This window comes from Spirillospora sp. NPDC048823 (assembly GCF_043198445.1).
In the GTDB taxonomy this organism is placed as follows: domain Bacteria; phylum Actinomycetota; class Actinomycetes; order Streptosporangiales; family Streptosporangiaceae; genus Spirillospora.
The window spans coordinates 279,136-301,504 of record NZ_JBICUT010000003.1 but is presented as its reverse complement, the minus strand read 5'-3'; the positions used below and the strand labels follow the sequence as shown (position 1 = coordinate 301,504).

The window sequence follows — 22,369 nt, the reverse complement described above, 5'->3', positions numbered from 1 at the left end:
ATGCGATTGTCCGCCCGGGTCGACTACGCGTTGCGCGCCTCCGCCGAGCTGGCGGTCGCCGGGAGCCACCCGGTGACCGCGGTCCAACTCGCCGAGGCGCAGGGCATACCACCCAAATTCCTTGAGAACATCCTCGGCCAGCTGCGCCGGTCCGGCATCATCCGGAGCCAGCGCGGGCCCGAGGGCGGCTACTGGCTGGCGCGGCCGGCCGATCAGATCTCCCTCGCCGACATCATCCGCGCCATCGACGGTCCGCTGCTCGGCGTCCGGGGCGAGCGTCCCGAACACGTCGGCTACGAGGGGCCCGCGCGTTCCCTGCAGGAGGTGTGGATCGCGCTGCGCGCCAGCGAGCGCGCCATCCTGGAGAAGGTCAAGCTCGCGCACATCGCCGCCGGGGAGCTGCCCGAGCCCGTCCGCAAGCTGACCGAGGACCCGTCGGCCTGGGAAAGCCCCTCCCTGATCTGAGCCATGCCCGAGGGCGATGTCGTGTGGCTGACGGCCCGGCGCCTGCGCGAGGCGCTCGCCGGGCGGACGGTGACGCGCTCGGACTTCCGCGTCCCCCGGCTCGCGACCGCCGATCTCCGGGGGCGGACGGTCCTGGACGCGGTGTCGCGGGGCAAGCATCTCCTCATCCGCGTCGAAGGCGGGCTGACCGTCCACACGCACCTGCTGATGGAGGGGCGCTGGCAGATCCGCCGCGCCGGGCCGGCCCCGCGCGACCACCGGGTGCGGCTCGTGCTGGCGAACGCGCAGTGCCAGGCGGTCGGCTACTCCCTCGGCCTCGTCGAGCTGCTGCGCACCGCGGAGGAGGACAAGGCCGTCGGTCATCTCGGACCGGATCTGCTCGACGCGTCGTGGGACGCCGGAATGGCCGCCGAGGCCGCCGAGCGGCTGGGCGAGCGGCCTGAACGGGCGATCGGCGAGGCTCTGCTCGACCAGACGCGTCTCGCCGGGATCGGCAACGTCTACAAGGCCGAGATCCTCTTCCTGAGGGGCGTCAGCCCGTGGACCCCGGTCCGGGACGTCGCCGGCCTGCGGGCCCTGGTGGAACTCGCTCACCGGCTCCTGGACGCCAACAAGGAACGGCACGGCCACATCACCACGGGCGACCTGGGGCGCGGCCGCGAGCACTGGGTGTACGGACGGGCCGGGCGTCCCTGCCGGCGTTGCGGGACCCGGATCGAGCGCGCCGGCCAGCGGTCCCAGGCCGGCGAGCGCGTCACGTTCTGGTGCCCCCGCTGCCAGCCCGCCGCCGATTCGTGATCAGCGGACGGTCACCGTGCCGCCCGCGACGGTCAGCGCGGCTTGGGGGCCGCCCTCACCGCAGTGCTCGCCGTTCGGGAACGTCGCCTTCGGGGTGACGTCGACGCGGCGGTCGACGAGCGTCCGGTCCCGGGCGTCGCGGAGCGTGAGCGTGACCTGGACGGGACTCTTCGGCAGGCCCTCCACCCGGGCGAACCCCGTGCTGCCTCCGTCGGGCGACGCGGAGGCTCCGCAGGTGCCGTCGGGCTCGTCGCCGTCGCAGCCCATCGGGACGGTCGTCGAGGACGGCCGGAGTTCGATCCGGGGCTCCCGGCAGGTCCCGTCCCAGCACACGCGCACGGACGCGGACGTCACGCGCGAGGCGTCGGGGGCCTTGACGGAAACGCTCAGGCCGGCCGGCGAGCCGATCGCCGTGCACGGCCGTCCCGCACCGAGGCCGCCGGAGCCGCAGGCGGCCAGGGCGAGCAGAGCGGCGCCGAACGGCAAGGCCCCCTTCGGCAGAACGTCCATACCCCATGATCACAGCATTCCGGGCAGGACACCAGCCAACCGCCGCAACCGCCCGACGACCTCAACGGTCGCGGGCGCGCAGCGAGCCGCAAGGCGAGCCGGAGCGATGCGGCGATCGCACGCAGTGCCCGCCGAAGGAGGGCCTTCCGGGGCGCGACGCCGAGGGCGCCGCGGTTAACGCTGCGCCTGGAACATCCAGTGCTGTTTCTCCAGCTCGGCGGTGATGCCGATGAGCAGGTCCTGCGTGACCTGATCCGGCTCGTCGGTCGCCGCGATGCGCTCGCGGAACCGCGCGATGATCTGCGCCAGGATGTCGGTGACCGCGGCGACGACCTTGTCGTCGTCGAGGTAACCGGCCTCCAGCTGCGGGATCGTGGTCCGGTCGGCCACCGTGCGGACACGGCCGTCGGGGTTGTAGCCGACCGCCACGGCACGCTCGGCGACGTCGTCCTGCCCGCTGCGCGCGAGGGCGACGACCTCGTCCAGGTGCTCGTGGACGACCTTGAAGTTGCGTCCGTGAAGGTTCCAGTGCGCCTGCTTGGCGACCAGAGAAAGATCGATGAGGTCGATGAGGGAACCCTGGAGGGCGTCCCCCGCGACCTTCAGGGCCGAATCCGAAAGCGGGCTCTTGACCGCCGCCATGTCCGGGCTCCTTCCGCGTCGTTACGGTTGTCCGTTACAACCCGGGAGCCTCCCCGCAAATGCCGCGTTCATGCGTGAGGCCGCGCACACCCGCGGCCCCGCTCGGGCATGAACACACCAAGAACGGTTCAGGCCGCGACCATGTCGGCGCGGAGTTCGCCGGTGATCTCTTCCGGAGTCTCCGGAATGCTCTCGGTGGAAATGCGCTCGTGCTCGGGTGCACCCGCCATGACGGGCTCGTGCTGCAGCTCGGCGAGGGCCAGCTGATCCGCTACTTCCCTGAGGACGTGCGACAGCGGAACGCCCAGGGCTTTGCAGATCGAGGACAGCAGCTCCGAAGACGCCTCTTTCTGCCCCCGTTCGACCTCGGACAAATAGCCGAGTGACACCCGCGCCGCCGCGGACACCTCACGGAGGGTGCGTCCCTGGCGCAGCCGCAGCTGCCGCAGTACGTCACCGAGCAGCTGGCGAAGCAGGACCATCGTCTCGCTCCCTCCCTCAGTTCGGACCATCTGCCGGTTCCACCGTACCCGGCTTGACGGTGAGCATGGCAGACCGTTGATTTCGTGTTCGCTGGGAACGTAACGCTGTAATCAGCCTCGATCTTCCCGATCTGCCCGAGCCTCCTCGCTCCCGCCCTCGACGTCAAGCCCCAGCAAAAGACGTCTCAGCAGGTCAAGGGCGTGCACGACGGTCATCCGCCGGATCACCGCACGGATCTCCGGCCCGGCCCCCGGTACGGGGAGTTTCGGACTGACCACAGTGCGCATATTTCCGGGTCCGGCCACACCGATATAGACCGTTCCCACCGGCCGGCCGTCCTGGGAGTCGGGACCGGCCACACCCGTCACGGCGAGCCCGTACGTCGCACCGAGCGCGTCCCGCACGCCGGCGGCCATCGCGGCGGCCACGTCCGGGTGGACGGCCCCGTGCTCGGCCAGCAGCTCCGCCGGGACGCCCAGCACCTGCCGCTTCACGTCGGTCGCGTACGTCACCATGCCGCCCGCGAACGTGGCGGACGATCCCGGCATGGCGGTGAGCTCCGCGCCGATGAGCCCGCCGGTCAGCGACTCCGCCGTCGCGACGGTCTCCGAACGCCCGGCGAGCAGCCGGTGGACGACACGGTCGAGCGTGTCCTCCTCGACGCCGTACACGGCCGGGCCCAGCAGACTCCGCACGTGCGCCTCGACGCCCTCCAGCCGCCCCGCGGCGTCCGGTCCGGCCACGGTGATCCGGATCTTCACCTCGGCCGGGTCGGGCAGGTAGGCGAGCCTGACCCCGTCCATCGCCTCGACCTCGGCGAGCCGGGTGGCGACGACCGACTCCCAGATGCGGGCGGTGCGCAGGGTGCGGCGCGCGACGGCGGGCAGCCCGGCGAGCCCGGTCAGTTCCGGCAGCACGACCTCGTCCATGATCGTGCGCATCTCGAACGGGACGCCGGGCAGGGCGTAGACCATCCCGCCCGGCAGCTCGACGCGCAGGCCGGGCGCCGAGCCCGCTGAGTTGACGAGCGTCCGCGCGCCCTCGGGGACGTCCGCCATGCGCAGCGCCATGGGCTGCAGTTCGCGGCCCGCCCTGGCGACCCGCTCGCGCAGCCGCCGTTCGAGCGCCGGGTCCCGGACGAGCGCGACGCCCGCCGCCTTGGCGAGCGCGTCCCTCGTGAGGTCGTCGGAGGTGGGGCCGAGGCCGCCGGTGGTGATGACCGCGCCGGCCCGGCCGAGCGCGGACCGCACCGCCTCGATGATCACGTCGAGGTCGTCGCCCACGACGACGCTGCGGGTGACGTCGACACCGTGGTCGGCGAGCCTGCGCCCCAGCCATGCCGCGTTCCCGTTGACCGTGTCGCCGAGGAGCAGTTCGTCCCCGACGGTGAGCAGTTCGACCCGCATCGCGTCCCCATCCCGGCTGTTCGCACCGCATGCCCCCCGGGGAGCACGGCCCGGGTTCGGCCCTCCGAATCTACCGGCGGCGTCCCGGCGCCCCGCGCCCGGCGACGGACCCGGACGCCCGCCGGTTGACGGGAAAAACGTCCGAATGAGGACGGACGCTATGTCGCCCGATCGAACCGGTCCAAACCGACTTCGCCGGGTATTCCCCGTTCACTCGCCCGGGAGGCGACGGCCGCACTTTGTGTCCTGTGATGGGGCCGTCCCCCGCCACTGCGCGCGCCTTGGAACGCCACCCGGGCGCGCATCGTCACCAGGCGTTACCGACGCCCGGTCCACCAATTCACGGAAGTGCAGGTCACGTTGTGAGTCAAAACTCATTCGCCCGATTCGCCGGTCCGCGCATTCGCGGGGGATAATTGCCGAGCGCGGCGCCCGCGAACGGGGCTGCGGGACCACGACCGGGGTGGGCGTGGTCCCGCAGCCCACCTCCTGGCACGTCGGCCCCGCCCGCCGGCCGCCGTGGCACCGCCGCCGGGCGCAGGAACGCCGGCCCCCCGAACGGCCGTACCGGCCCTGCCGTCGCCGTGACCGCTCCCGCGCTCGGATTCGTGAATCCTGTGCGGTGATGACCGTTCTCGGCTGCAAACTGACGAATCGGCGTCAAGTATCGCCGGTTTCCCTGGTCAGCCGCGCGGCGGGTCCGTAGCGTCCGTCGCATGAACGCCGTTGTCGCAGAGCTGAACGTCTTCCCGATCAAGAGCGCGGGCGGTGTCGCGCTCGCCGAGGCCGAGGTGACGCCGAACGGGCTGCGCCACGACCGGGAGTTCATGCTCGTCCGCCCGGACGGACGGCACCTGTCGCAGCGGGAGGTCCCGGAGCTCGCCCTGCTCCGTCCCTCCTACGACGGCGTGAAGGTCACCGTCCACACGCCGCTCGCCGGCACGCCGCTGGTCTGGGAGGCGGTGGACGGCCCCGCGCGCGACGTGACCGTGCACCGGCGTCCCTGCCGGGGCATCGACCAGGGCGACGAGGCGGCCGGCTGGTTCTCCGACGCCCTCGGGCTCACCTGCCGCCTGGTCCGTTTCACCGGGACGCGTCCCTCGGTCCTCGGCGGGGGGACGCTGGCGTTCGCCGACGGTTACCCGATCTCGGTGCTGTCCGCCGAGTCGCTGGACGACCTGAACCGGCGGATGGGCGCCGGTCTCCCGATGACCCGGTTCCGCCCCAACATCGTCCTGCGGGGCCTCGGGCCTTACGGGGAGGACGCCGTCACCCGGCTGCGCGGCGGCGCCGAAATCGAGTTCGTCAAGCCGTGCGGCCGCTGCGTGATCATCAACACCGACCAGGACACCGCCCGCCGAGCCCCGGCGCCCCTGCGCGCCCTCGCCGGATATCGCACCGAGCGGTTCAACGGCGTCCGCGAGATCATGTTCGGCCGCCTCGGCATCCCCCGCACGCCGGGCGTCCTCCGCGTGGACGACGAGGTGGCGGTCACCTAGAGGTCGCACGAATGGCCGGCCGGATAGTACGGCGACCACGCCCGGTGGGCATGCCTGCACGCCGGTGGCGGGCGCTCGCCGAGACGCCGGAGCTTCTCGGGCTGTGAGCGGCCCCCTCAGGACGCCTCGGACGCGCGGCGCATCTTCCACGCCTGGACGACGTAGTCCACGCCGGTGACGACCGTGACGACCAGGGCCGCGCCCATCGTGATCCAGCGCAGGTAGTCCAGCGGGCCGGGCAGGATGTAGAAGCCGATGGCGATGACCTGCAGCATCGTCTTGAGCTTGCCGCCCTTGCTCGCCGGTATCACGCTCCGGCGGATCAGCACGAACCGCATCACCGTGATGCCGACCTCGCGGATCATGATGGCGGCGGTCACCCACCACCACAGCTCCCCCATGATCGACAGGCTGACCAGCGCCGCCCCGGTGAGCGCCTTGTCGGCGATCGGGTCCGCGATCTTGCCGAAGTCGGTGACGATGCCCCGCGCCCGCGCGATGTCACCGTCGATCTTGTCGGTGATGGACGCGACGGCGAAGACGCCGAACGCGGCCAGGCGCCAGCCGGTGCCGTCCAGGAACAGCAGCCACACGAACACGGGGACCAGCGCGATCCGGACGAGCGTCAGCGCGTTGGCGATGTTCCAGACACCGGCCGGCGGCGGGTCGTGCGAGCCCGCGACCGGATCCGGGGTGCCGGCGATCATGCCACGTCCGCGATCAGGTCCACGCCGTCGCTGCCGGTGACGCGGGCCGCGACGACCTCACCGAGGGCCAGGCCCCCGCCGCGGACCACGACCGTCCCGTCCACCTCCGGCGCCTGGTGCGCGGCGCGGCCCTCGATGTCGCCGTCCTCGGTCTTGTCCTCCAGCAGCACGTGCACCTCCGAGCCGATGCGGTCCTCGGCGCGCTGCGCCGTCAGTTCCTCGGCGAGGGTCGACAGTTCCTCCACCCGGCGGGCGACCTCCACCGGGTCGAGTTTGCCGTCCAGGTCCGCGGCCTCGGTGCCGTCCTCGTCGGAGTAGCCGAACACGCCGATCGCGTCCAGCCGCGCCGCCGACAGGAACTCCGCCAGCTCCTCGAAGTCGTCCTCGGACTCGCCGGGGAACCCGACGATGAAGTTCGAGCGCACCCCCGCCTCCGGGGCGAGGCCGCGGATCTGGTCGAGCAGCCCCAGAAACCGCTCCCGGTCGCCGAACCGCCGCATCGAACGCAGCACCGGACCGCTCGCGTGCTGGAACGACATGTCGAAGTACGGGGCGACGCCGGGCGTGCCGCAGATCGCCTCGATGAGCCCCGGCCGCGTCTCGGCGGGCTGCAGGTAGCTGACCCGGACGCGTTCGATGCCGTCCACCGCGGCGAGGTCCGGGAGGAGCCTCTCCAGCGCCCGGAGGTCGCCGAGGTCCTTGCCGTACGACGTGGAGTTCTCGCTGACCAGCACCAGTTCGCGGACGCCGTGCCCGGCGAGCCAGCGGGCCTCCTCCAGCACCTCCGCGGGCGGCCGCGACACGTACGCGCCGCGGAACGCGGGAATCGCGCAGAACGTGCAGCGCCGGTCGCAGCCGGACGCCAGCTTCAGCGGCGCCACCGGCCCGCCGCCGAGCCGCCGCCGCAGCACCCGCGGCCCGGACGCCGGCGCCACACCGTCCGGTAGCTCGTCCGGTGCCCCGTGCCCGGGGATCGCCGCGTGCGAGGACGAACGCTCCACCGGGCTGATCGGCAGAAGGGTCCGCCGGTCACGCGGTGTGTGCGCGTCATGCCTGCGTCCCGCCAGCACGTCGTCGAGCCGCTCGCCGATACCGGCGTAGTCGTCGAAGCCGATCACCGCGTCGGCCTCCGGCAGGGCCTCGGCCAGTTCCTTGCCGTACCGCTCGGCCATGCAGCCCGCCGCGACCACCTTGGCCCCCGAGTCGTGCGCGGCCAGCAGCGTGTCGATCGAGTCCTTCTTCGCCGCCTCGATGAACCCGCAGGTGTTGACGACCACCACGTCGGCGCCGTCCGCGCCGTCGGCCAGATCCCAGCCCGCGTCCTCCATGCGCGCGGCGAGCTCCTCGGAATCGACCTCGTTGCGGGCGCAGCCGAGCGTGATGAGTGAGACCTTGCGGCGAGTCGACATGACCCTACGGTAATGGGCGCACCCGCCCGATCCGACCAGCGGCCTCGGTTCGGGCCGTGTCGCTGCGGGACGGGTCTCCGGTCAGGCGGATCCCGGGTCGCCGCGGTCGAAACTCAGCCGCTGCACGCCGTCGCCCTCGCCCGGGGAGCCGAGGTCCTTGCCGTTGACGGTCAGGCTGACGCTGCCGCCCACCCCGATCACCAGCCGGATCTCCTTCTTGGCCGTCCAGTCCTCCGTGTCGCCCTTGCGGAGCATGCCGCTGAACAGCGTTCTGCCCTTCTCGTCACGGGCGTTCAGCCACGTCGTACGCTCGGCCTCGACCCGGACCTCCACCTTGGTGCGCGGCGACGCCGCGACCGGGTCGCTCTGCTTCGGCGGCGCGGACGTGGCGGGCGCCGGCGTCGAGGGCGCGGGCGTCCCGGCGACCTGCTGCGCGGTGCGCCGCTCCCCGCCGCCGCCGCTGCCGACCACCTGGAAGACGCCGTAGATCACCACGACGGCGAGGGCGAGCGCCATCGCGGCGCTCCAGTTCGGCGCCCTGCGCTCACGGAACGCGACGGGCTGCTCCGGCTCGAACGCCGACACGGCCGAGACGGGCTGCGGCGCGCCGCCGTGCGCCGAGTCGAACTCCGCGACGAGCGGCTCCGGATCGATGCCGATGACCCGGGAGATGCTGCGGATGTGCCCGCGGGCGTAGAAGTTGCCGCCGCAGTAGGAGAAGTCGTCGGCCTCGATGCCGCGGATCACGGTCTCCCGGATCCGCGTCTGAAGACTCACCTGTGTCACCGAGAGACCCGCCCGCTGACGTTCCTGAGCCAAGGTCTCGCCGATGCTCACGCCGGGCCTCCTGAGGGCACTCGTCGCCGATCTCTTGCGACATCAGTCTAGGAACGGCCATGCCCGCTGGGCGACAGCCGACACGTTCGAAACAGGGCAAGATTTCGCATCATTCCGCCATGCCCCGGCAGGCGCACCCGTTCCGGGCTCACCCGCCGCCGCGCAGTTCCGCGAGCACCCCGGGGAGATCGTCCGGCTTGGCCAGCACGTCGCGCGCCTTGGAGCCCTCGCTCGGCCCGACGATGTCGCGGCTCTCCATCAGGTCCATCAGGCGTCCCGCCTTGGCGAACCCGACCCGGAGCTTGCGCTGCAGCATCGACGTCGACCCGAACTGGGTGGACACGACCAGCTCGATGGCCTGGACGAGCAGGTCCATGTCGTCGCCGATCTCCTCGTCGATCTCCTTCTTCGGCGCGCCCGCCGCGGCGACGTCCTCCCGGTAGTTCGCCTCCATCTGCGCCTTGCAGTGGTCGACGATCCCGCTGATCTCCTTCTCCGCCACGTAGGCGTTCTGGAGGCGCATCGGCTTGCTCGCGCCCATCGGCAGGAACAGCGCGTCGCCCTGCCCGACGAGCTTCTCCGCGCCCGGCTGGTCGAGGATGACGCGGCTGTCGGACAGCGAGGACGTCGCGAACGCCAGCCGGGACGGCACGTTCGCCTTGATCAGGCCGGTGACGACGTCCACCGACGGCCGCTGCGTCGCCAGCACCAGATGGATCCCGGCGGCACGGGCCAGCTGGGTGATGCGCACGACCGAGTCCTCCACGTCGCGTGGCGCGACCATCATCAGGTCGGCCAGCTCATCCACGATGACCAGCATGTACGGGTACGGCGTGTACACCCGCTCGCTGCCGGGCGGCGGCTTGAGCTTGCCCGCCTTCACCGCCTTGTTGAAGTCATCGATGTGCCGGTAACCCGACGCCGCCAGATCGTCGTAGCGGCGGTCCATCTCCCCCACGACCCAGTCGAGCGCCTCGGCCGCCTTCTTCGGACTGGTGATGATAGGCGTGATCAGATGCGGGATGCCCTGGTACATCGTCAGCTCGACCCGCTTGGGATCGACCAGGATCATCCGCACCTCGTCCGGCGTGGCGCGCATCAGAATCGAAGTGATCAACCCGTTGATGCACGTCGACTTACCCGCACCGGTCGCCCCCGCGATCAGGATGTGCGGCATCTTCGCCAGGTTCGCCACCACCGTGCGGCCCTCGACGTCCTTGCCGAGCCCGACGATCATCGGATGGTGCTCATTGGTCGCGGCCGGGGAACGCAGCACATCACCGAGGCTGACGATGTCCTTGTCGGTGTTGGGGATCTCCACCCCGATCGCCGACTTCCCGGGAATCGGAGAGATGATCCGCACATCCGCGCTCTTGACCGACAGCGCGATGTTCTTGGTCAGCGCGGTGACCTTCTCCACCTTCACCGCCGGACCCAGCTCGATCTCGTACCGCGTGATCGTCGGACCCCGCGTGAACCCGGTCACCTGCGCATCGATGTCGAACTGCTCCAACACCCCCGTCAGCGCGTTCACCACCGTGTCGTTGGCCTTCGTCCGCGGCTTGAGCACGCTGCCCGGCCGCAGCGCCGACGGGTCGGGCAGCATGTAGATCTCGCCGGACGACGACAGCGGCAGCTGCTCGGACCGGCGCGGCGCCGGCGTCGGGTCGGGGACCTGCGACTGCGGCGCGTCGCCGCCCGCCACGTGCACGTCCGCCGGCGGCTCGTCGTCGGCCGGAGGCGCGGGCGGCGGGACGTCCGCCCGGAACGGGTCCGGCTCGAACAGCTCGTCGGCGAGGTCGCGCCGCGGGCGGTCGGCCTTCTTCGGGTCGTCCTCCAGCAGCGGCGTGTCGTAGGGCCTGGAGTGCTCGCCGACCTCCAGTTCGTCCGGCTCCCCGTCGCCGGTCTTCTTCTTGCGGCGGCGCTTCTTCGGCGCCTCGGCCTCGCCGTCGCCTTCACCCTCGCCGGCGGCGGAGGCGCGTTGCGGACGCCCCTGCAGCGTCGCCACCGCCCACAGGTCCGCGACGCGTTCGGGGACCCGGTTGATGGGGGTCGCGGTGACGACCAGCAACCCGAAGCCGGACAGGAGCAGCAGCAGCGGTACGGCCACCCACCCGCTGAGGGCCGCGTCCAGCGGGGCCGACACCAGCCAGCCGATCACGCCGCCCGACTCGCGCACCCCGTCCATGTCCTTCGCGGGCGACGGGACACCGGCCGCGATGTGCAGGATGCCGAGCACGCCGACGCCGAGCGCGGTCATGCCGATGACGATGCGGCCGGTGTCCTCGTGGTGCTCGGGGTGGCGCAGCGTCCGCCACGCCAGCAGGGCCAGCAGGACGGGCAGCGCCATCGCGATGACGCCCAGGCCGCCGCGCACGACCTTCTCCAGCGCGATCGTGACGACGCCGTCGGGACGGAACCAGGTGACCGAGGCCAGCACGATGGACGAGCCGAGCAGCGCCAGCCCGAGCCCGTCGCGGCGGTGCTCGGCGTCGAGGTTGCGGGCGCCGTGCCCGTAGGCGCGGAAGACCGAGCCCACCGCGACGGCGGCGAGCAGGTACAGCTTGAACAGGAGCCTGAAGAACCCGAGGACCGCCTGGGAGATCGGATCGGGCTTCTGCGGGGGACGACCGCGGCCCGAGCCGCGGTTCCCGCCTCTTCCGGTACCGCCGCTCGGTCGCTTCCGGGGGGCCGACCTTGCGGGCTTGCGAGCCGCACTGCCCCCCGCACGCGAGGAGCTTTTCGCGCCCCCGGACGCACGTGTGGCCATGGTTATGAGAGTAACCAAGGACCCCGGGGGTTCCCGGGATGACGGACGGGCGTGTTGGAACCGGACGTTCCGGGAGCGGGCGTTCCGGGAGCGGGCGTTCCGGCCGTGCGCCGGCCGCGGGACACGTGGCCCCGCGGCCGGCACGGCCGTGTCACACCTCGACGACGACCGGGACGATCATCGGGCGGCGCCGGTAGTTGTCGCTCACCCACTTGCCGACCGTGCGGCGGATGACCTGGCCCAGCTGGTGCAGGTCGTTCACCCCGTCGCCGGCGGCGTCCGTCAGCACGGCCTCGATCCGCGCGATGATCTCGTCGAAGTCCTCGTTGACGATGCCTGCGCCGCGGGCGTGCACCTCGGGGCCCGCGACGAGCTTGCCGGACGTCGAGTCGATGCCGACGACGATGGAGACGAAGCCCTCCTCGCCGAGGATGCGCCGGTCCTTCAGCGACGTCTCGGTGACCTCGCCGACCGACAGGCCGTCCACGTACACGTATCCGGCGGGGACGGCGCCGACGATGCGGGCGCGCCCGTCCACGAGGTCGACGACGACGCCGTCCTCGGCGATGACGATGCCATCGTCGGACACCCCGGTGAGCGCGGCGAGCTTGGCGTGCGCACGCAGGTGCCGCCACTCGCCGTGGATCGGCATGAAGTTGGCCGGCCTGGTCACGTTGAGCACGTACAGCAGTTCGCCCGCCGACGCGTGCCCGGACACGTGCACGAGCGCGTTGCCCTTGTGCACGATGCGGGCGCCCCACCGGGTGAGGCCGTTGATGACGCGGTTGACCGCGTTCTCGTTGCCCGGGATCAGCGAGGACGCCAGCATCACGGTGTCGCGGTCGGTGATGCGGATCGAGTGGTCGCGGTTGGCCATCCGCGACAGCGCCGACATCGGCTCGCCCTGCGAGCCCGTGCACACCAGCACCAGCCGGTCGCCGGGGATGTCGTCCAGCTCCTTCTGGTCGACCATGATGCCCTCGGGGACGCTGAGGTACCCGAGTTCGCGGGCGACGCCCATGTTGCGGACCATCGACCGCCCGACGAAGCAGACCTTGCGGCCGTTGGCGACGGCGGCGTCGAGCACCTGCTGGACGCGGTGGATGTGCGAGGCGAAGCAGGCGACGATGAGCCGTTCCTGCGCGGTGCGGAACACCTCGTCGACGACCGGGCCGATGTTGCGCTCGCTGGTGACGAAGCCGGGGACCTCGGCGTTGGTCGAGTCCGACATCAGCAGGTCGATGCCTTCGCCGCCGAGCCGGGCGAACCCGGGCAGGTCGGTGAGCCGGCCGTCCAGCGGCAGCTGGTCCATCTTGAAGTCGCCGGTGTGCAGGACGAGACCGGCGGAGGTGCGGATGGCGACGGCGAGCGCGTCCGGGATCGAGTGGTTGACGGCGAGGAACTCGCAGTCGAACGGCCCGAGGGTGCGCCGCTCGCCCTCCACGACCACGTCGGTGACCGGTTTGATGCGGTGCTCGGTGAGCTTGGCCTCCAGCAGCGCCAGCGTCAGCCTCGAGCCGATGATCGGGATGTCGCGGCGCTCGCGCAGCAGGTACGGGACGGCGCCGAGGTGGTCCTCGTGGCCGTGCGTGAGGATGACGGCCTCGATGTCGTCCAGGCGCTCCCTGATGTATTCGAAATCGGGCAGGATCAGATCGATTCCGGGCTGCTCGGTCTCGGGGAACAGCACGCCGCAGTCGACGACGAGCAACCGGCCGCCGTGTTCGAACACGGTCATGTTGCGGCCGATCTCCCCGAGCCCGCCGAGCGCGACGATGCGCAGACCGCCCTCGGGCGGCGCGGGCGGGTCCGAGAGCTCCGGGTGAGGATGACTCACCGGGCGACCTCCGGGATGGCTACCTCCGGCACTTTGACTCCCCCTATCGTGAGGTCTTCACGCAGTCGCGCCGCGAACTCCGGCGAAGCCTCCACGAGCGGCGCGCGCAGCGGGCCGCCTCCGGGGAGGCCGAGCAGGTTCAGCGCTGCCTTGACGGCGATGGCGCCCTGCGTACGGGTCATGATGGCGGTGACCACGGGCAGCAGCCGCCGGTGGATCTCCAGCGCCCGCCCGGGGTCACCGGCGCGGTAAGCGTCGATCATCTCATGGAGTTCGGCGCCCACGACATGTCCGACCACGCTGACGAACCCCGCCGCGCCGACCGAAAGCCAGGGCAGGTTGAGGTTGTCGTCGCCGGAGTACCAGACGAGATCGGTCTGGGCCATCACCCTGGACGCGCCGAACAGGTCGCCCTTGGCGTCCTTGACGGCGACGATCCGCGGGTGCTCGGCGAGCTTCACCAGCGTGTCGTTCTCGATCGGCACCCCCGCGCGCCCGGGGATGTCGTAGAGCATGCACGGCAGCCCCGTCGCGTCGGCCACGGCCGTGAAATGGCGGACGAGGCCTTCCTGCGGGGGCTTGTTGTAGTACGGCGTCACCACGAGCAGAGCGTGCGCGCCGGCGGCCTCGGCCTGCCGCGCGAGCTGGAGGGTGTGCTCCGTGTGGTTGGTTCCGGCACCGGCGACGATCACGGCGCGGTCGCCGACCGCATCGATGACCGCGTGCAGAAGCCTGCGCTTCTCGTCGTCGCTCGTCGTCGGCGACTCGCCCGTCGTCCCGTTGACGACCAGGCCGTCGTGGCGCCGCTCGTCGACCAGGTGGGTCGCGAGGCGCGCGGCGCCGTCGTAGTCGACGCCGCCGTCCGGCAGGAACGGAGTGACCAAGGCGGTCAACATCCGTCCGAACGGAGCGTCAGGTGATGTGCTGGGTGCCATGCATCGAACGGTACCGTTCCGGGCGCGGCAGGTGGACCCGCAGGTCCAAGGTGACCTGGGACGGGCATCGGGCGGGCATCGGCGCCGAGCGGGAGTCCGGGTGCGAAAGCGGGACGGAAACGGCGTGGAAGAAGCCGCCGCCACACGCTCGGGGGTACGCGTGGCGGCGGCTCCCACATCCACATCGTGGCACGCAAATGCCGCGTTACGGGGTCAGTCCGGCCACTTCCCGGACTCGGTTGGATAACGTGACCCAGCGGTCATCTCGTGTAGCCGGACGCGCAGTTCCTCGACGTCGGGAGTGCGCACGAGATCGTTGCCGCGGACGGCCCACCAATGGCCTGATCCGCCTCGTCCGAGCCGCCAGCCGGTGAACTCGGCCGACAGCTCGCTGAGCCGGTCGGCGTCACGCCACGCGGTCTGCTGAGGGCCCATCGCCTCGCCCCTTTCTTTGCCGTCCGCTGGTCGAATCCTGACTTCCGCACCGAGCAGTACCCCCGCGGCCGTACGGTTACCCGACCCTTTCCGAACGTCGCCGGCCGGGTTTCTCAGCCGCCGGGACCCGCCGTCGCCGCGGGCAGCCAAATAGCGCGATAACGTGCCCAATCGCCGGGCTGAGTGGTCCAGCCCGCATACACCCCGACGCCGTACGGACGCGTCGGTGGCCGCTTCAGGTCATCGATCCCCCGCCGGACGCCGCGCAGCGCGACCGGCAGGTCCTCCGCCCAGTCCATCAGCGGACGGTACGTGGGCACGCCCATGAAGACGGTCGTGCGGTCGCCGATGAGCTCCAGCGTCGTGCGGGTGTGCCGGGCGAAGTGCCACCCGGCCAGGGCCTCGGTCGGCAGCGACACGTCATAGGTCATGATCGCGACCTGGTCGGCGCGGTCGGCGACGGCGCGCAGGAAGTCCGCGGTCGGACGAGGCGGGTAGTGGATCGGGCCCTTGCGCGGAATGAGCGCCTTGTACACCGGCTGGGCGGCGTCCAAGAGCGTCGGCTGCTCCAGCGCCACCGACAGCAGCCGTCCCCTCGACCGGGTCAGCTCGCGGGTGCGGTCCATCAGCGTCATGAATGCGTCGTCGTCGGGATAGATGGGCTCGAAGTCGTAATGGATGCCGTCGAATCCGAGATCGAGGAATGCCGCGTCGGTCTTCAGGACCTGTTCGCGCACGGCCGGATCGTCCAGGTCGATGACGCCCTCGCCTTCCACCACCCTTATCTGCCCCAGGTACGCCTGGGCTCGGACTCCGGGCGCGTATTCGCGCATGGCCTCGATGAGCTGCGGGGCATGGCGGTACTTGGCGGCGGGGACCGTCCCGTCCGACTCGAACGGGCCCGTGTGGAAGAACACGTCGGTGATGCGGTTCTGCTTCAGCAATGCGCCGAGCGCGCGGTACTCCGCGTCGGTGTGCGGCTCCCCCACCCACTGGTGCCGCGCCCACAGCGCGTTGGCCTCGGTGCCGCGCGCCTCGGGATCCTGCTGCCACCACACCCAGGCCCCGGCGAACACGAGGGCGGCGAGGCCGAGCATGAGGGCCGCCGCCCACCCCGCCCACCGCAGCGCCCTGCCCAGCGCACCACCGACCCGCCCGATTCTGACCATCCGGCAATGATCCCGGATCGAACGGGCGGATCGGCCGCAATGCGCCCGGGTCCGCCCTGCACCGACCACGGCCCGCCCATGAAACGATCATGATCGGGTCGTGATCGCGCGCCGCGCGCGGCGGGCGTTGACATCGGGGGAACCCTATGGTGACGAGCGGTTCAGTGGTGTCGGCCCATGCCGCGATGGGGAACCGCCCGGTCCTTACCGTCCATCCGGATGGAGGTCGAACCGGCATGCGAGTACCACCCGAGCAAGGCGAACCGCGGCCGCTGATCAGCACGCGGGCCCTCGTGATCATTCTCGTGGCGATCGGCGCGGCCGTCCTCACCGCCGCCGCCCCCAGGGTCGCCATCCCCATAGGCGTGGGCGTAGGGGTGATCACCCTCCTCGCCCACATCGTCAAGGACTAGCCGATTCGTTGACCTGCGGCGTGTCGCGCTTTACAGCGCTCTCACAAGGGCGGCGCACCGCAGGCGAACGTCGGTTCACGCGGGTGCGCTGGGTCAGGGCCACGCAGACCAGGACCGCCACCGCGGCCAGCGCGGTCGTCGCGTCGATCCGCTCGGCGAGCAAGAGCCCCGACCACAGCAGGGTCATCACCGGCTGGGCCAGCTGGACCTGGCTGGCGCGGGCGATTCCCGCCCGCGCGAGGCCCTCGTACCAGGCGAAGAAGCCGAGGTAGGCGGAGAACGCGGCGACGTACCCGAAACCGAGCGCGGCGCGTCCGGTCCAGGCGGGATCGGTCGTGGCCAGCAGCCACGCGGTCGCAGGGACGGTGATGGGCGCGGCCAGCACGAGCGCCCAGGAGATGACGCGCCAGCCGGGCATGTCGCGGGCCAGCCGCCCGCCCTCGGCGTAGCCGGCCGCGGCGGCGACCAGGGCGCCGAACAGCAGCAGGTCGGCGGCCGTGACGTGGCCGGCGCCGCGGATCAGGGCGAAGCCGGTGACGCAGGCCGCCCCGGCCGCGCCGGCGAACCAGAACGCGCGGGACGGCCGCTCCCCCGCCCGCAGGACGCCGAACACGGCGGTGGTGGCGGGCAGCAGCCCGACCACGACGGCCGAGTGCGAGGACGAGGCGCCGTGGTCGAGCGCGAGCGTGCTGAGCACCGGGAACCCGAAGATGACGCCGGCGGCGACGGCCGCGAGGCCCGCCCACTGGCCGCGCCGCGGTGGGCGGGCTCGCACCGATAGCAGTGCGAGGGCGGCGAGGACGGCGGCGGCGGCCGCACGGCCGACGCCGACGAGGTAGGGGTCGAGTCCGTCCAGCGCGAGAACCGTGCTGGGGAGGGTGAGGGAGAAGATCAGGACGCCGAGCGAGGCGAGCCCGAGACCCCGCCCGAAGACGGTGCCCGCTATCGGCCGGGAGACAGTAGCGCTATCTTTGGTCCTCATGAAAGACGATAGCAGTGTGGCGGTGCTCGCCGACGCGCTGCGCGCCGACGTCCGCCGGCTGAACCCGGGCGAGCGGCTGCCGTCGAGCCGGGCGCTCGTCGAGCGGCACAGGGTCAGCCCGGTGACGGTGTCGCGTGCGCTGGGGCTGCTCGCCGCCGAGGGCCTGGTGGTGACCCGGCCCGGCAGCGGCGCGTTCGCCGCCGAGCGCCCCCCGGCCGGCGGCGAACCGGCCGACCTCGGCTGGCAGGCCGTGGCGCTGGGCGACCGGTCGGTGGACCCGGCCGGCGTGGCGGGGCTGCTCACCCCGGCCCCGGACGGCGTGGTGGCGCTCAGCGGCGGCTACCTGCACCCCGCGCTCCAGCCGGTCCGCGCGCTCGCCACGGCGGCGGCGCGGGCGGCCCGGCGCCCGGACGCCTGGGAGATGCCGCCGCTCGGCGGGATGACCGGGCTGCGCGCCTGGTTCGCCCGGACGGTCGGCGGCGCCGTCACCCCCGCCGACGTGCTGATCACCAGCGGCGGGCAGCAGTCGATGACGACCGTGCTGCGGGCGATGCTGCGGCCGGGCGCGCCCGTGCTGGTCGAGTCGCCGACCTACCTCGGCGTCCTCGCCGTCGCCCGGGCGAGCGGGCTGCACCCGGTCCCGGTCCCGGTGGACGCGGACGGCGTCCGCCCCGGCCTGCTCGCCGAGGCGTTCGCGATGAGCGGGGCGCGGGCGTTCTACTGCCAGCCGTCCTTCCACAACCCGACCGGCGCCGTGCTGAGCGCGGAGCGGCGCGCGAAGGTCCTGGACGTGGCGCGCGCGGCGGGCGCGTTCGTGATCGAGGACGACTTCGCGCGGCACCTCGGCATCGCCGCGCCCCCGCCGCCGCTGATCGCGCAGGACGCCGAGGGCCGCGTCGTGCACATCGCGTCCCTGACCAAGGCCACCGCACCCAGCCTGCGGATCGCGGCGGTCATCGCCCGCGGCCCGGTCGCCGAGCGGATCCGCGCGACGCAGCTCGTCGAGGAGTTCTTCCCGGCCAGGCCCATGCAGGAGACGCTGCTGGAGCTGGTCAGCTCCCCCGGCTGGGCGCGGCACCTGCGGGCCGTCCGCGCGGCGCTGCGGTCGCGCCGGGACGCGGTCCGCACCGCGTTCGCCCGGGACCTGCCGGAGTTGCGCGTGAACCATCCGGCCGGCGGTCTTCACCTGTGGGCGCGGCTGCCGGACGGCGTGGACGACACGGAGCTGGCCGAGGCCGCCCTGCGCGCGGGGGTCCTGGTCAGCGCGGGGCGGCCCTTCTTCCCCGCCGAGCCCCCCGCCCCGTACCTGCGGATCAGCTACGGGACGGCGGCCTCGGAGCGGGAGCTGGCGGAGGGCGTCCGCCGCCTCACCGCCGTGCTCCGTTCATGAGGCGGCGCCCGTCACGGCTGCGTGCAGAAGCAGAACTCGTTGCCCTCCGGGTCGCGCCAGACCCGGAAGGGGGACGCGGGATTGCCCATCGGGCCGGTGGCCGGGGTCGCGCCGAGGCTCGCCGCGCGCTCGCCGGCGGGCCGGATGTCGGGGACGTCGAGGTCCAGATGAATCCGGTTCTTGATCGTCTTCCCTTCCGGGACCAGCTGGAACGACAGGACGGGCCCGGTTCCGCCGATCGGCTCCAGGTCGATCCAGTCGTCGGTCGCGTCCGTCGTCCTCATGCCGAGCAGCCCTCCCCAGAACGCCGCCATGGCGTCCAGGTCGGTGCAGTCGATGACGATGTGGCTCACCTTCGGGCTGACGCCGGTCATCGCACACCACCCGCCATCCGGACGGCGTTCGCCGAGCGTGCGGCGGCGCGCGCGCAGTAGGGCGCGGGCCGGCGGCGGCGCGGCGGGCGCAGTCCGCCGAGCCGGTCACGGAGCGACGCCCGCCATCGGGCGGCGCGCTCGATGGACCGCGCGCGGGCGATGAGCCGCGCCTCGACGATGTCGGCGTGCAGCCGCGCGTACTCATGCCCGGCCCATTCGTGCCGCACGGCCAGCGCCGCCAGGTACGGCAGCTCCTTCATGTCGCCCTCCCGTTCGTTGACACCATCTAAACCGTAACGCTGGTGTCGAAGAAGTGCAACCAGTCAAAACCGAATGCCGGTGTTGCATCTTGGTAGACTGCTCACCGGACAGCCAGGAGGGGTGATGACCGACGCTCACGAGGACCCCGCGCTGCTGCTGAGGGACTTCGTCAACACCTACGACGTCGAGCCCGCCGTGGACGAGATCCCGACGCCCGCCCGGCTCACCGCGTGGCTGGCCGGCCGCCGGCTCGTCCCCGCGGACACCGAGGCCACCGGCGCCGACCTGGCCACCGCGGTCGCGCTGCGCGAAGGGCTCCGCGAGGCCATGGCCGCCAACCACGGCCCCCGCGGCGCCGAACTCCCCGACGACCTGGACGACGCCCTCGCCGCACTGCCCCTGCGGCTCACGTTCACCGGACCGCGTCCCGCGCTCGTCCCTCTCGACCCGCCCGCGACGGCCGCCGCCGGCCTCGCCCGCATCGCCGCCGCGATCACCGGCTCCGTCGCCGCCGGGACCTGGCCACGGCTCAAGGTCTGCCAGGAGGACACCTGCCGCTGGGCGTTCCTGGACACGTCCAAGAACCGGTCCCGCGCCTGGTGCTCCATGAGCACCTGCGGAAACCGCACCAAGACCCGCGCCTACCGGGCGCGCCGCCGTCCGCCGACGGCGTGATCCGCACCGCTCGCTAGGGTGGGCGGTGATTCCGGACGAGAGGACGTGCGACGCAATGGCCGATGTCGGAGTGCGGCCCGCACGGCGGGCGGACGCCGCCGCCGTCGCCGACATCCAGGTGCGGGCGTGGCGGCAGGGCTACCGCGACCTGCTGCCGGCGGGCGTCCTCGAACGGGTGACCGGGCCGGACGCCGCGGAGGCGTGGCGCGACCGGTGGGCGGAGGCCGCGGCGGCGCCGCCGAGCCCCCGGCACCGGCTGCTCGTCGCGGTCGCGTCCGACCTCGTCGTCGGATTCGCCGCGCACGGCCCCGCCGAGGACCCCGACCTGGACTCCGGCGGCTCGGCCGAACTGATCACGCTGCTGGTCGACCCGATGCACGCCCGCGCCGGGCACGGCAGCAGGCTGCTCGCCGCCACCGCCGACCTCCTCCGCGAGGACGGGTTCGGCACCCTGATCACCTGGGCCTTCGAGGACGACGAGGTCACCCGGACGTTCCTCGCCTCCGCCGGATGGGCCCCCGACGGGACGGCCCGCACCCTCGACATGGGCGAGCCCGTCCGGCAGATCCGGCTGCACACCGACATCAGCATCGACTAGGGCGTTCGCCCGGGGTCGGTGAAGGGCACGGGGGTCGCGGCCATATCTTTGAAGTCGTGCCCGAATCCACCTCTCTGACGCCGCCGCGCGCCTCCGCGGCGGCGCCCGCCGCCGGCCGCCGCCGCCGGCTGGGCATGGTCGTCATGAGCCTGGGCGTCTCCCTGATCGTCGTGGACGCCACGATCGTGGGCGTGCTGCTGCCCCTGATCATCACCGATCTGGGCCTGACGACCACGGACGCCGAGTGGGTCACCTCGGTGTACGCGCTGGTGTTCGCCGCGCTGCTGATCCCGTTCGGCCGGGCGGGCGACCTGTTCGGGCGGCGCCGGATGTTCGTTGCCGGCATGGCGGTGTTCACGGCGGCGAGCGTCGCCGCCGCGCTGGCGGGCGACGGCTCGGCGCTGATCGGCGCGCGTGCCCTGCAGGGCGTCGGCGCCTCGATGATCCTGCCGGCCGCGCTGTCGACGGTGAACGCCGTCTTCACCGGGCGGGAGCGCGCCGTCGCGTTCGGGATCTGGGGGTCGGTGATCAGCGGCATGGCCGCTCTCGGGCCGCTGGCGGGCGGGGCGCTGGCCACCGCGGGCGACTGGCGCTGGGCGTTCGGCGTCAACCTGCCGCTCGGCATCGCCCTGGCCGCCGCCGCACTCGCACTCATGCCCGAGACACGGTCCCGCAGCCCCCACCCGGCCGCCCTCTCCAAGGACAGGCCGCGCTTGGCCTTCCTGTTCCGGTCCGGGAGCGTTCGGCGCGAGATCGACTGGCCCGGCGGGCTGCTGTCCGCGCTCGGTCTCGGCGCACTGGTGTGCGGGATCATCGAGGGTCAGACGTACGGCTGGTGGACCCCTACACGCCCGTTCACGATGGCCGGGTTCGACTGGCCGGAGTCCGGGCCGTCGCCGGTCCCCGTCGTCCTCGCCCTCGCCGCCGTGCTGATCGCGGCGCTGATCGTCGTGGAGCGGTCCCGGGCGGCCGCCGGGCGCGCGGTGATGCTCGACCTGGATCTGTTCCGGATCCCGAACTTCCGCCGCGGGAACCTGGCGTCGGCCCTGATCAACGTCGGCGAACTGGGGCTGCTGTTCGTCCTGCCGCTGTTCCTGCTGGGCGTGCACGGCACGAGCCCGCTGCAGATCAGCCTGGCGATCCTCCCCCTCGCCGCCGGCGCGTTCCTGGCCGGCGGATACGCGGGCAGGCTCGCGAACCGGCGCGGCGCGCACCGGGTCGTGCAGATCGGCATGGTCCTGGAGGTCGCCGCGGTCGTCGCGCTGGGCCTCACGGTGTCGGCGACCACCGGCGGGCTCGGGCTCGCGCCGTGGATGCTGCTGTACGGGGTGGGCCTCGGCCTGACCTCGGCGCAGTTGACGAACGTGTCGCTGGCGGACGTCCCGCCGGAGCAGTCGGGGCAGGCGTCCGGGACTCAGTCCACGGCCCGGCAGATCGGCGCGGCGCTCGGCATCGCCGCCATCGGGACGGTGTTCGCGACCAGCCTCGGGCACACGATGACCGACCGGCTGTCGGGCTCCTCGCTCCCGCCCGACAAGCAGGCCGCCGTCGCCCGCGAACTGCGGGAGAGCGCCGGTACGTTCGGTCGCGACCTGCACGCCGATCCCCGGACGGCCGACACGGCCCGCGCCGCGGACGAGAGCCTCGCCGTCGCCACCAGGCACGCCTCGCTCACCACCGCGGTGATCCTCGCGCTCGGACTCGCGATGTCGATGCGCCTCCGCCCCGGCGGTGACCATGGGGAAGAATCGAAGCACTAGCCCCCCTGTCGTCC

Annotated in this window: 23 protein-coding genes; 8 read left to right on the top strand and 15 right to left on the bottom strand. The window is 72.4% G+C overall.

All coding sequences use genetic code 11. The annotated features are described in order from the left end of the window. Together ACGFK0_RS08935 and ACGFK0_RS08930 are read left to right on the top strand one after the other, a co-directional pair. Entirely contained in the window at positions 1 to 465 is a 465-nt protein-coding gene (locus ACGFK0_RS08935) for an RrF2 family transcriptional regulator (protein ID WP_392902025.1), read from the top strand. Between the two features lie 3 nt (positions 466 to 468). Then, complete coding sequence (locus ACGFK0_RS08930) at positions 469 to 1,263, top strand: DNA-formamidopyrimidine glycosylase family protein (protein ID WP_392902023.1); 795 nt, start codon at positions 469 to 471, stop codon at positions 1,261 to 1,263. Here ACGFK0_RS08930 and ACGFK0_RS08925 read toward each other — a convergent pair whose 3' ends face one another. From ACGFK0_RS08925 to ACGFK0_RS08910, 4 genes are all read right to left on the bottom strand, one after another. Beyond that, positions 1,264 to 1,773 (bottom strand): hypothetical protein, encoded by a 510-nt coding sequence (locus ACGFK0_RS08925; RefSeq protein WP_392902021.1) that lies wholly within the window; start codon positions 1,771 to 1,773, stop codon positions 1,264 to 1,266. A 174-nt stretch (positions 1,774 to 1,947) separates the two neighbouring features. Continuing rightward, the gene (locus tag ACGFK0_RS08920; RefSeq protein ID WP_392902019.1) at positions 1,948 to 2,415 is read right to left on the bottom strand and encodes a Dps family protein; all 468 of its coding nucleotides are present in this window, start codon (positions 2,413 to 2,415) and stop codon (positions 1,948 to 1,950) included. Positions 2,416 to 2,543: 128 nt separating this feature from the next. Then, entirely contained in the window at positions 2,544 to 2,897 is a 354-nt protein-coding gene (locus ACGFK0_RS08915; protein WP_358450696.1) for a helix-turn-helix transcriptional regulator, read from the bottom strand. A 111-nt stretch (positions 2,898 to 3,008) separates the two neighbouring features. After that, on the bottom strand, positions 3,009 to 4,304 hold the full coding sequence (locus ACGFK0_RS08910; protein WP_392902017.1) for a CinA family nicotinamide mononucleotide deamidase-related protein: 1,296 nt from the start codon (positions 4,302 to 4,304) through the stop codon (positions 3,009 to 3,011). Positions 4,305 to 5,020: 716 nt separating this feature from the next. Here ACGFK0_RS08910 and ACGFK0_RS08905 point away from each other — a divergent pair. Continuing rightward, entirely contained in the window at positions 5,021 to 5,803 is a 783-nt protein-coding gene (locus ACGFK0_RS08905; RefSeq protein WP_392902015.1) for an MOSC domain-containing protein, read from the top strand. 116 nt (positions 5,804 to 5,919) lie between these two features. On the opposite strand, the gene ACGFK0_RS08900 is transcribed toward ACGFK0_RS08905, so the two are convergent. The 8 genes from ACGFK0_RS08900 to ACGFK0_RS08865 all read right to left on the bottom strand — a co-directional run bounded on the left by ACGFK0_RS08900 (position 5,920) and on the right by ACGFK0_RS08865 (position 15,902). Continuing rightward, a complete protein-coding gene (locus ACGFK0_RS08900) occupies positions 5,920 to 6,510 on the bottom strand; it encodes a CDP-alcohol phosphatidyltransferase family protein (RefSeq protein ID WP_392902013.1) in 591 nt (196 codons plus the stop codon). Next, positions 6,507 to 7,919, bottom strand: coding sequence for a 30S ribosomal protein S12 methylthiotransferase RimO (gene rimO, locus ACGFK0_RS08895; RefSeq protein ID WP_392902011.1), 1,413 nt, complete (start codon positions 7,917 to 7,919; stop codon positions 6,507 to 6,509). The genes ACGFK0_RS08900 and rimO overlap by 4 nt, the downstream gene beginning before the upstream one ends. 81 nt (positions 7,920 to 8,000) lie before the next feature. After that, the gene (locus ACGFK0_RS08890; protein ID WP_392902009.1) at positions 8,001 to 8,756 is read right to left on the bottom strand and encodes a helix-turn-helix domain-containing protein; all 756 of its coding nucleotides are present in this window, start codon (positions 8,754 to 8,756) and stop codon (positions 8,001 to 8,003) included. A 148-nt stretch (positions 8,757 to 8,904) separates the two neighbouring features. Further along, complete coding sequence (locus ACGFK0_RS08885; protein WP_392902007.1) at positions 8,905 to 11,526, bottom strand: DNA translocase FtsK; 2,622 nt, start codon at positions 11,524 to 11,526, stop codon at positions 8,905 to 8,907. Positions 11,527 to 11,677: 151 nt separating this feature from the next. Then, positions 11,678 to 13,363, bottom strand: a complete 1,686-nt coding sequence (locus ACGFK0_RS08880) for a ribonuclease J (protein ID WP_392902005.1) — start codon at positions 13,361 to 13,363, stop codon at positions 11,678 to 11,680. Then, on the bottom strand, positions 13,360 to 14,259 hold the full coding sequence (gene dapA, locus ACGFK0_RS08875) for a 4-hydroxy-tetrahydrodipicolinate synthase (protein ID WP_392902002.1): 900 nt from the start codon (positions 14,257 to 14,259) through the stop codon (positions 13,360 to 13,362). Before dapA ends, ACGFK0_RS08880 begins: the two co-directional genes overlap by 4 nt. 252 nt (positions 14,260 to 14,511) lie before the next feature. Then, entirely contained in the window at positions 14,512 to 14,733 is a 222-nt protein-coding gene (locus ACGFK0_RS08870; RefSeq protein WP_392902000.1) for a hypothetical protein, read from the bottom strand. Positions 14,734 to 14,846: 113 nt separating this feature from the next. After that, a complete protein-coding gene (locus ACGFK0_RS08865) occupies positions 14,847 to 15,902 on the bottom strand; it encodes a hypothetical protein (RefSeq protein WP_392901998.1) in 1,056 nt (351 codons plus the stop codon). 236 nt (positions 15,903 to 16,138) lie between these two features. On the opposite strand from ACGFK0_RS08865, the gene ACGFK0_RS08860 reads away from it, so the two are divergent. After that, positions 16,139 to 16,315, top strand: coding sequence for a hypothetical protein (locus tag ACGFK0_RS08860; RefSeq protein WP_392901996.1), 177 nt, complete (start codon positions 16,139 to 16,141; stop codon positions 16,313 to 16,315). On the opposite strand, the gene ACGFK0_RS08855 is transcribed toward ACGFK0_RS08860, so the two are convergent. Further along, positions 16,305 to 17,297 carry a DMT family transporter gene (locus ACGFK0_RS08855; RefSeq protein ID WP_392901994.1) on the bottom strand — a complete coding sequence of 331 codons (993 nt, stop codon included), beginning with the start codon at positions 17,295 to 17,297 and terminating at the stop codon, positions 16,305 to 16,307. The genes ACGFK0_RS08860 and ACGFK0_RS08855 overlap by 11 nt on opposite strands. On the opposite strand from ACGFK0_RS08855, the gene ACGFK0_RS08850 reads away from it, so the two are divergent. Then, positions 17,296 to 18,687: a PLP-dependent aminotransferase family protein gene (locus ACGFK0_RS08850; protein WP_392901992.1), complete on the top strand. Its 1,392-nt coding sequence runs from the start codon at positions 17,296 to 17,298 to the stop codon at positions 18,685 to 18,687. The two genes, ACGFK0_RS08855 and ACGFK0_RS08850, sit on opposite strands and share 2 nt — an antisense overlap. An 11-nt stretch (positions 18,688 to 18,698) precedes the next feature. Here ACGFK0_RS08850 and ACGFK0_RS08845 read toward each other — a convergent pair whose 3' ends face one another. Both ACGFK0_RS08845 and ACGFK0_RS08840 read right to left on the bottom strand, forming a co-directional pair. Continuing rightward, the gene (locus ACGFK0_RS08845) at positions 18,699 to 19,061 is read right to left on the bottom strand and encodes a VOC family protein (protein ID WP_392901990.1); all 363 of its coding nucleotides are present in this window, start codon (positions 19,059 to 19,061) and stop codon (positions 18,699 to 18,701) included. Continuing rightward, positions 19,058 to 19,321, bottom strand: a complete 264-nt coding sequence (locus ACGFK0_RS08840) for a hypothetical protein (protein ID WP_392901988.1) — start codon at positions 19,319 to 19,321, stop codon at positions 19,058 to 19,060. The genes ACGFK0_RS08845 and ACGFK0_RS08840 overlap by 4 nt, the downstream gene beginning before the upstream one ends. A gap of 124 nt (positions 19,322 to 19,445) precedes the next feature. On the opposite strand from ACGFK0_RS08840, the gene ACGFK0_RS08835 reads away from it, so the two are divergent. From ACGFK0_RS08835 to ACGFK0_RS08825, 3 genes are read left to right on the top strand one after another with little or no spacing between them, the layout of a single operon-like run. Next, positions 19,446 to 19,997 carry a CGNR zinc finger domain-containing protein gene (locus ACGFK0_RS08835; RefSeq protein ID WP_392901986.1) on the top strand — a complete coding sequence of 184 codons (552 nt, stop codon included), beginning with the start codon at positions 19,446 to 19,448 and terminating at the stop codon, positions 19,995 to 19,997. Positions 19,998 to 20,052: 55 nt separating this feature from the next. Beyond that, positions 20,053 to 20,595 (top strand): GNAT family N-acetyltransferase, encoded by a 543-nt coding sequence (locus ACGFK0_RS08830; RefSeq protein WP_392901984.1) that lies wholly within the window; start codon positions 20,053 to 20,055, stop codon positions 20,593 to 20,595. 56 nt (positions 20,596 to 20,651) lie between these two features. After that, positions 20,652 to 22,355, top strand: a complete 1,704-nt coding sequence (locus ACGFK0_RS08825; RefSeq protein ID WP_392901981.1) for an MFS transporter — start codon at positions 20,652 to 20,654, stop codon at positions 22,353 to 22,355. Positions 22,356 to 22,369 lie beyond the last annotated feature (14 nt).

Bases quoted from the DNA above. Each gene is read 5' to 3' on its own strand.
- ACGFK0_RS08855 (WP_392901994.1), bottom strand. From the start codon at position 17,297: ATGAGGACCAAAGATAGCGCTACTGTCTCCCGGCCGATAGCGGGCACC.
- ACGFK0_RS08910 (WP_392902017.1), bottom strand. From the start codon at position 4,304: ATGCGGGTCGAACTGCTCACCGTCGGGGACGAACTGCTCCTCGGCGAC.
- dapA (WP_392902002.1), bottom strand. From the start codon at position 14,259: ATGTTGACCGCCTTGGTCACTCCGTTCCTGCCGGACGGCGGCGTCGAC.
- ACGFK0_RS08885 (WP_392902007.1), bottom strand. From the start codon at position 11,526: ATGGCCACACGTGCGTCCGGGGGCGCGAAAAGCTCCTCGCGTGCGGGG.
- ACGFK0_RS08935 (WP_392902025.1), top strand. From the start codon at position 1: ATGCGATTGTCCGCCCGGGTCGACTACGCGTTGCGCGCCTCCGCCGAG.
- ACGFK0_RS08920 (WP_392902019.1), bottom strand. From the start codon at position 2,415: ATGGCGGCGGTCAAGAGCCCGCTTTCGGATTCGGCCCTGAAGGTCGCG.
- ACGFK0_RS08905 (WP_392902015.1), top strand. From the start codon at position 5,021: ATGAACGCCGTTGTCGCAGAGCTGAACGTCTTCCCGATCAAGAGCGCG.
- ACGFK0_RS08835 (WP_392901986.1), top strand. From the start codon at position 19,446: ATGACCGACGCTCACGAGGACCCCGCGCTGCTGCTGAGGGACTTCGTC.
- ACGFK0_RS08860 (WP_392901996.1), top strand. From the start codon at position 16,139: ATGCGAGTACCACCCGAGCAAGGCGAACCGCGGCCGCTGATCAGCACG.
- ACGFK0_RS08930 (WP_392902023.1), top strand. From the start codon at position 469: ATGCCCGAGGGCGATGTCGTGTGGCTGACGGCCCGGCGCCTGCGCGAG.
- ACGFK0_RS08925 (WP_392902021.1), bottom strand. From the start codon at position 1,773: ATGGACGTTCTGCCGAAGGGGGCCTTGCCGTTCGGCGCCGCTCTGCTC.
- ACGFK0_RS08900 (WP_392902013.1), bottom strand. From the start codon at position 6,510: ATGATCGCCGGCACCCCGGATCCGGTCGCGGGCTCGCACGACCCGCCG.
- ACGFK0_RS08865 (WP_392901998.1), bottom strand. From the start codon at position 15,902: ATGGTCAGAATCGGGCGGGTCGGTGGTGCGCTGGGCAGGGCGCTGCGG.
- ACGFK0_RS08915 (WP_358450696.1), bottom strand. From the start codon at position 2,897: ATGGTCCTGCTTCGCCAGCTGCTCGGTGACGTACTGCGGCAGCTGCGG.
- ACGFK0_RS08845 (WP_392901990.1), bottom strand. From the start codon at position 19,061: ATGACCGGCGTCAGCCCGAAGGTGAGCCACATCGTCATCGACTGCACC.
- ACGFK0_RS08840 (WP_392901988.1), bottom strand. From the start codon at position 19,321: ATGAAGGAGCTGCCGTACCTGGCGGCGCTGGCCGTGCGGCACGAATGG.
- ACGFK0_RS08870 (WP_392902000.1), bottom strand. From the start codon at position 14,733: ATGGGCCCTCAGCAGACCGCGTGGCGTGACGCCGACCGGCTCAGCGAG.
- ACGFK0_RS08830 (WP_392901984.1), top strand. From the start codon at position 20,053: ATGGCCGATGTCGGAGTGCGGCCCGCACGGCGGGCGGACGCCGCCGCC.
- ACGFK0_RS08850 (WP_392901992.1), top strand. From the start codon at position 17,296: ATGAAAGACGATAGCAGTGTGGCGGTGCTCGCCGACGCGCTGCGCGCC.
- rimO (WP_392902011.1), bottom strand. From the start codon at position 7,919: ATGTCGACTCGCCGCAAGGTCTCACTCATCACGCTCGGCTGCGCCCGC.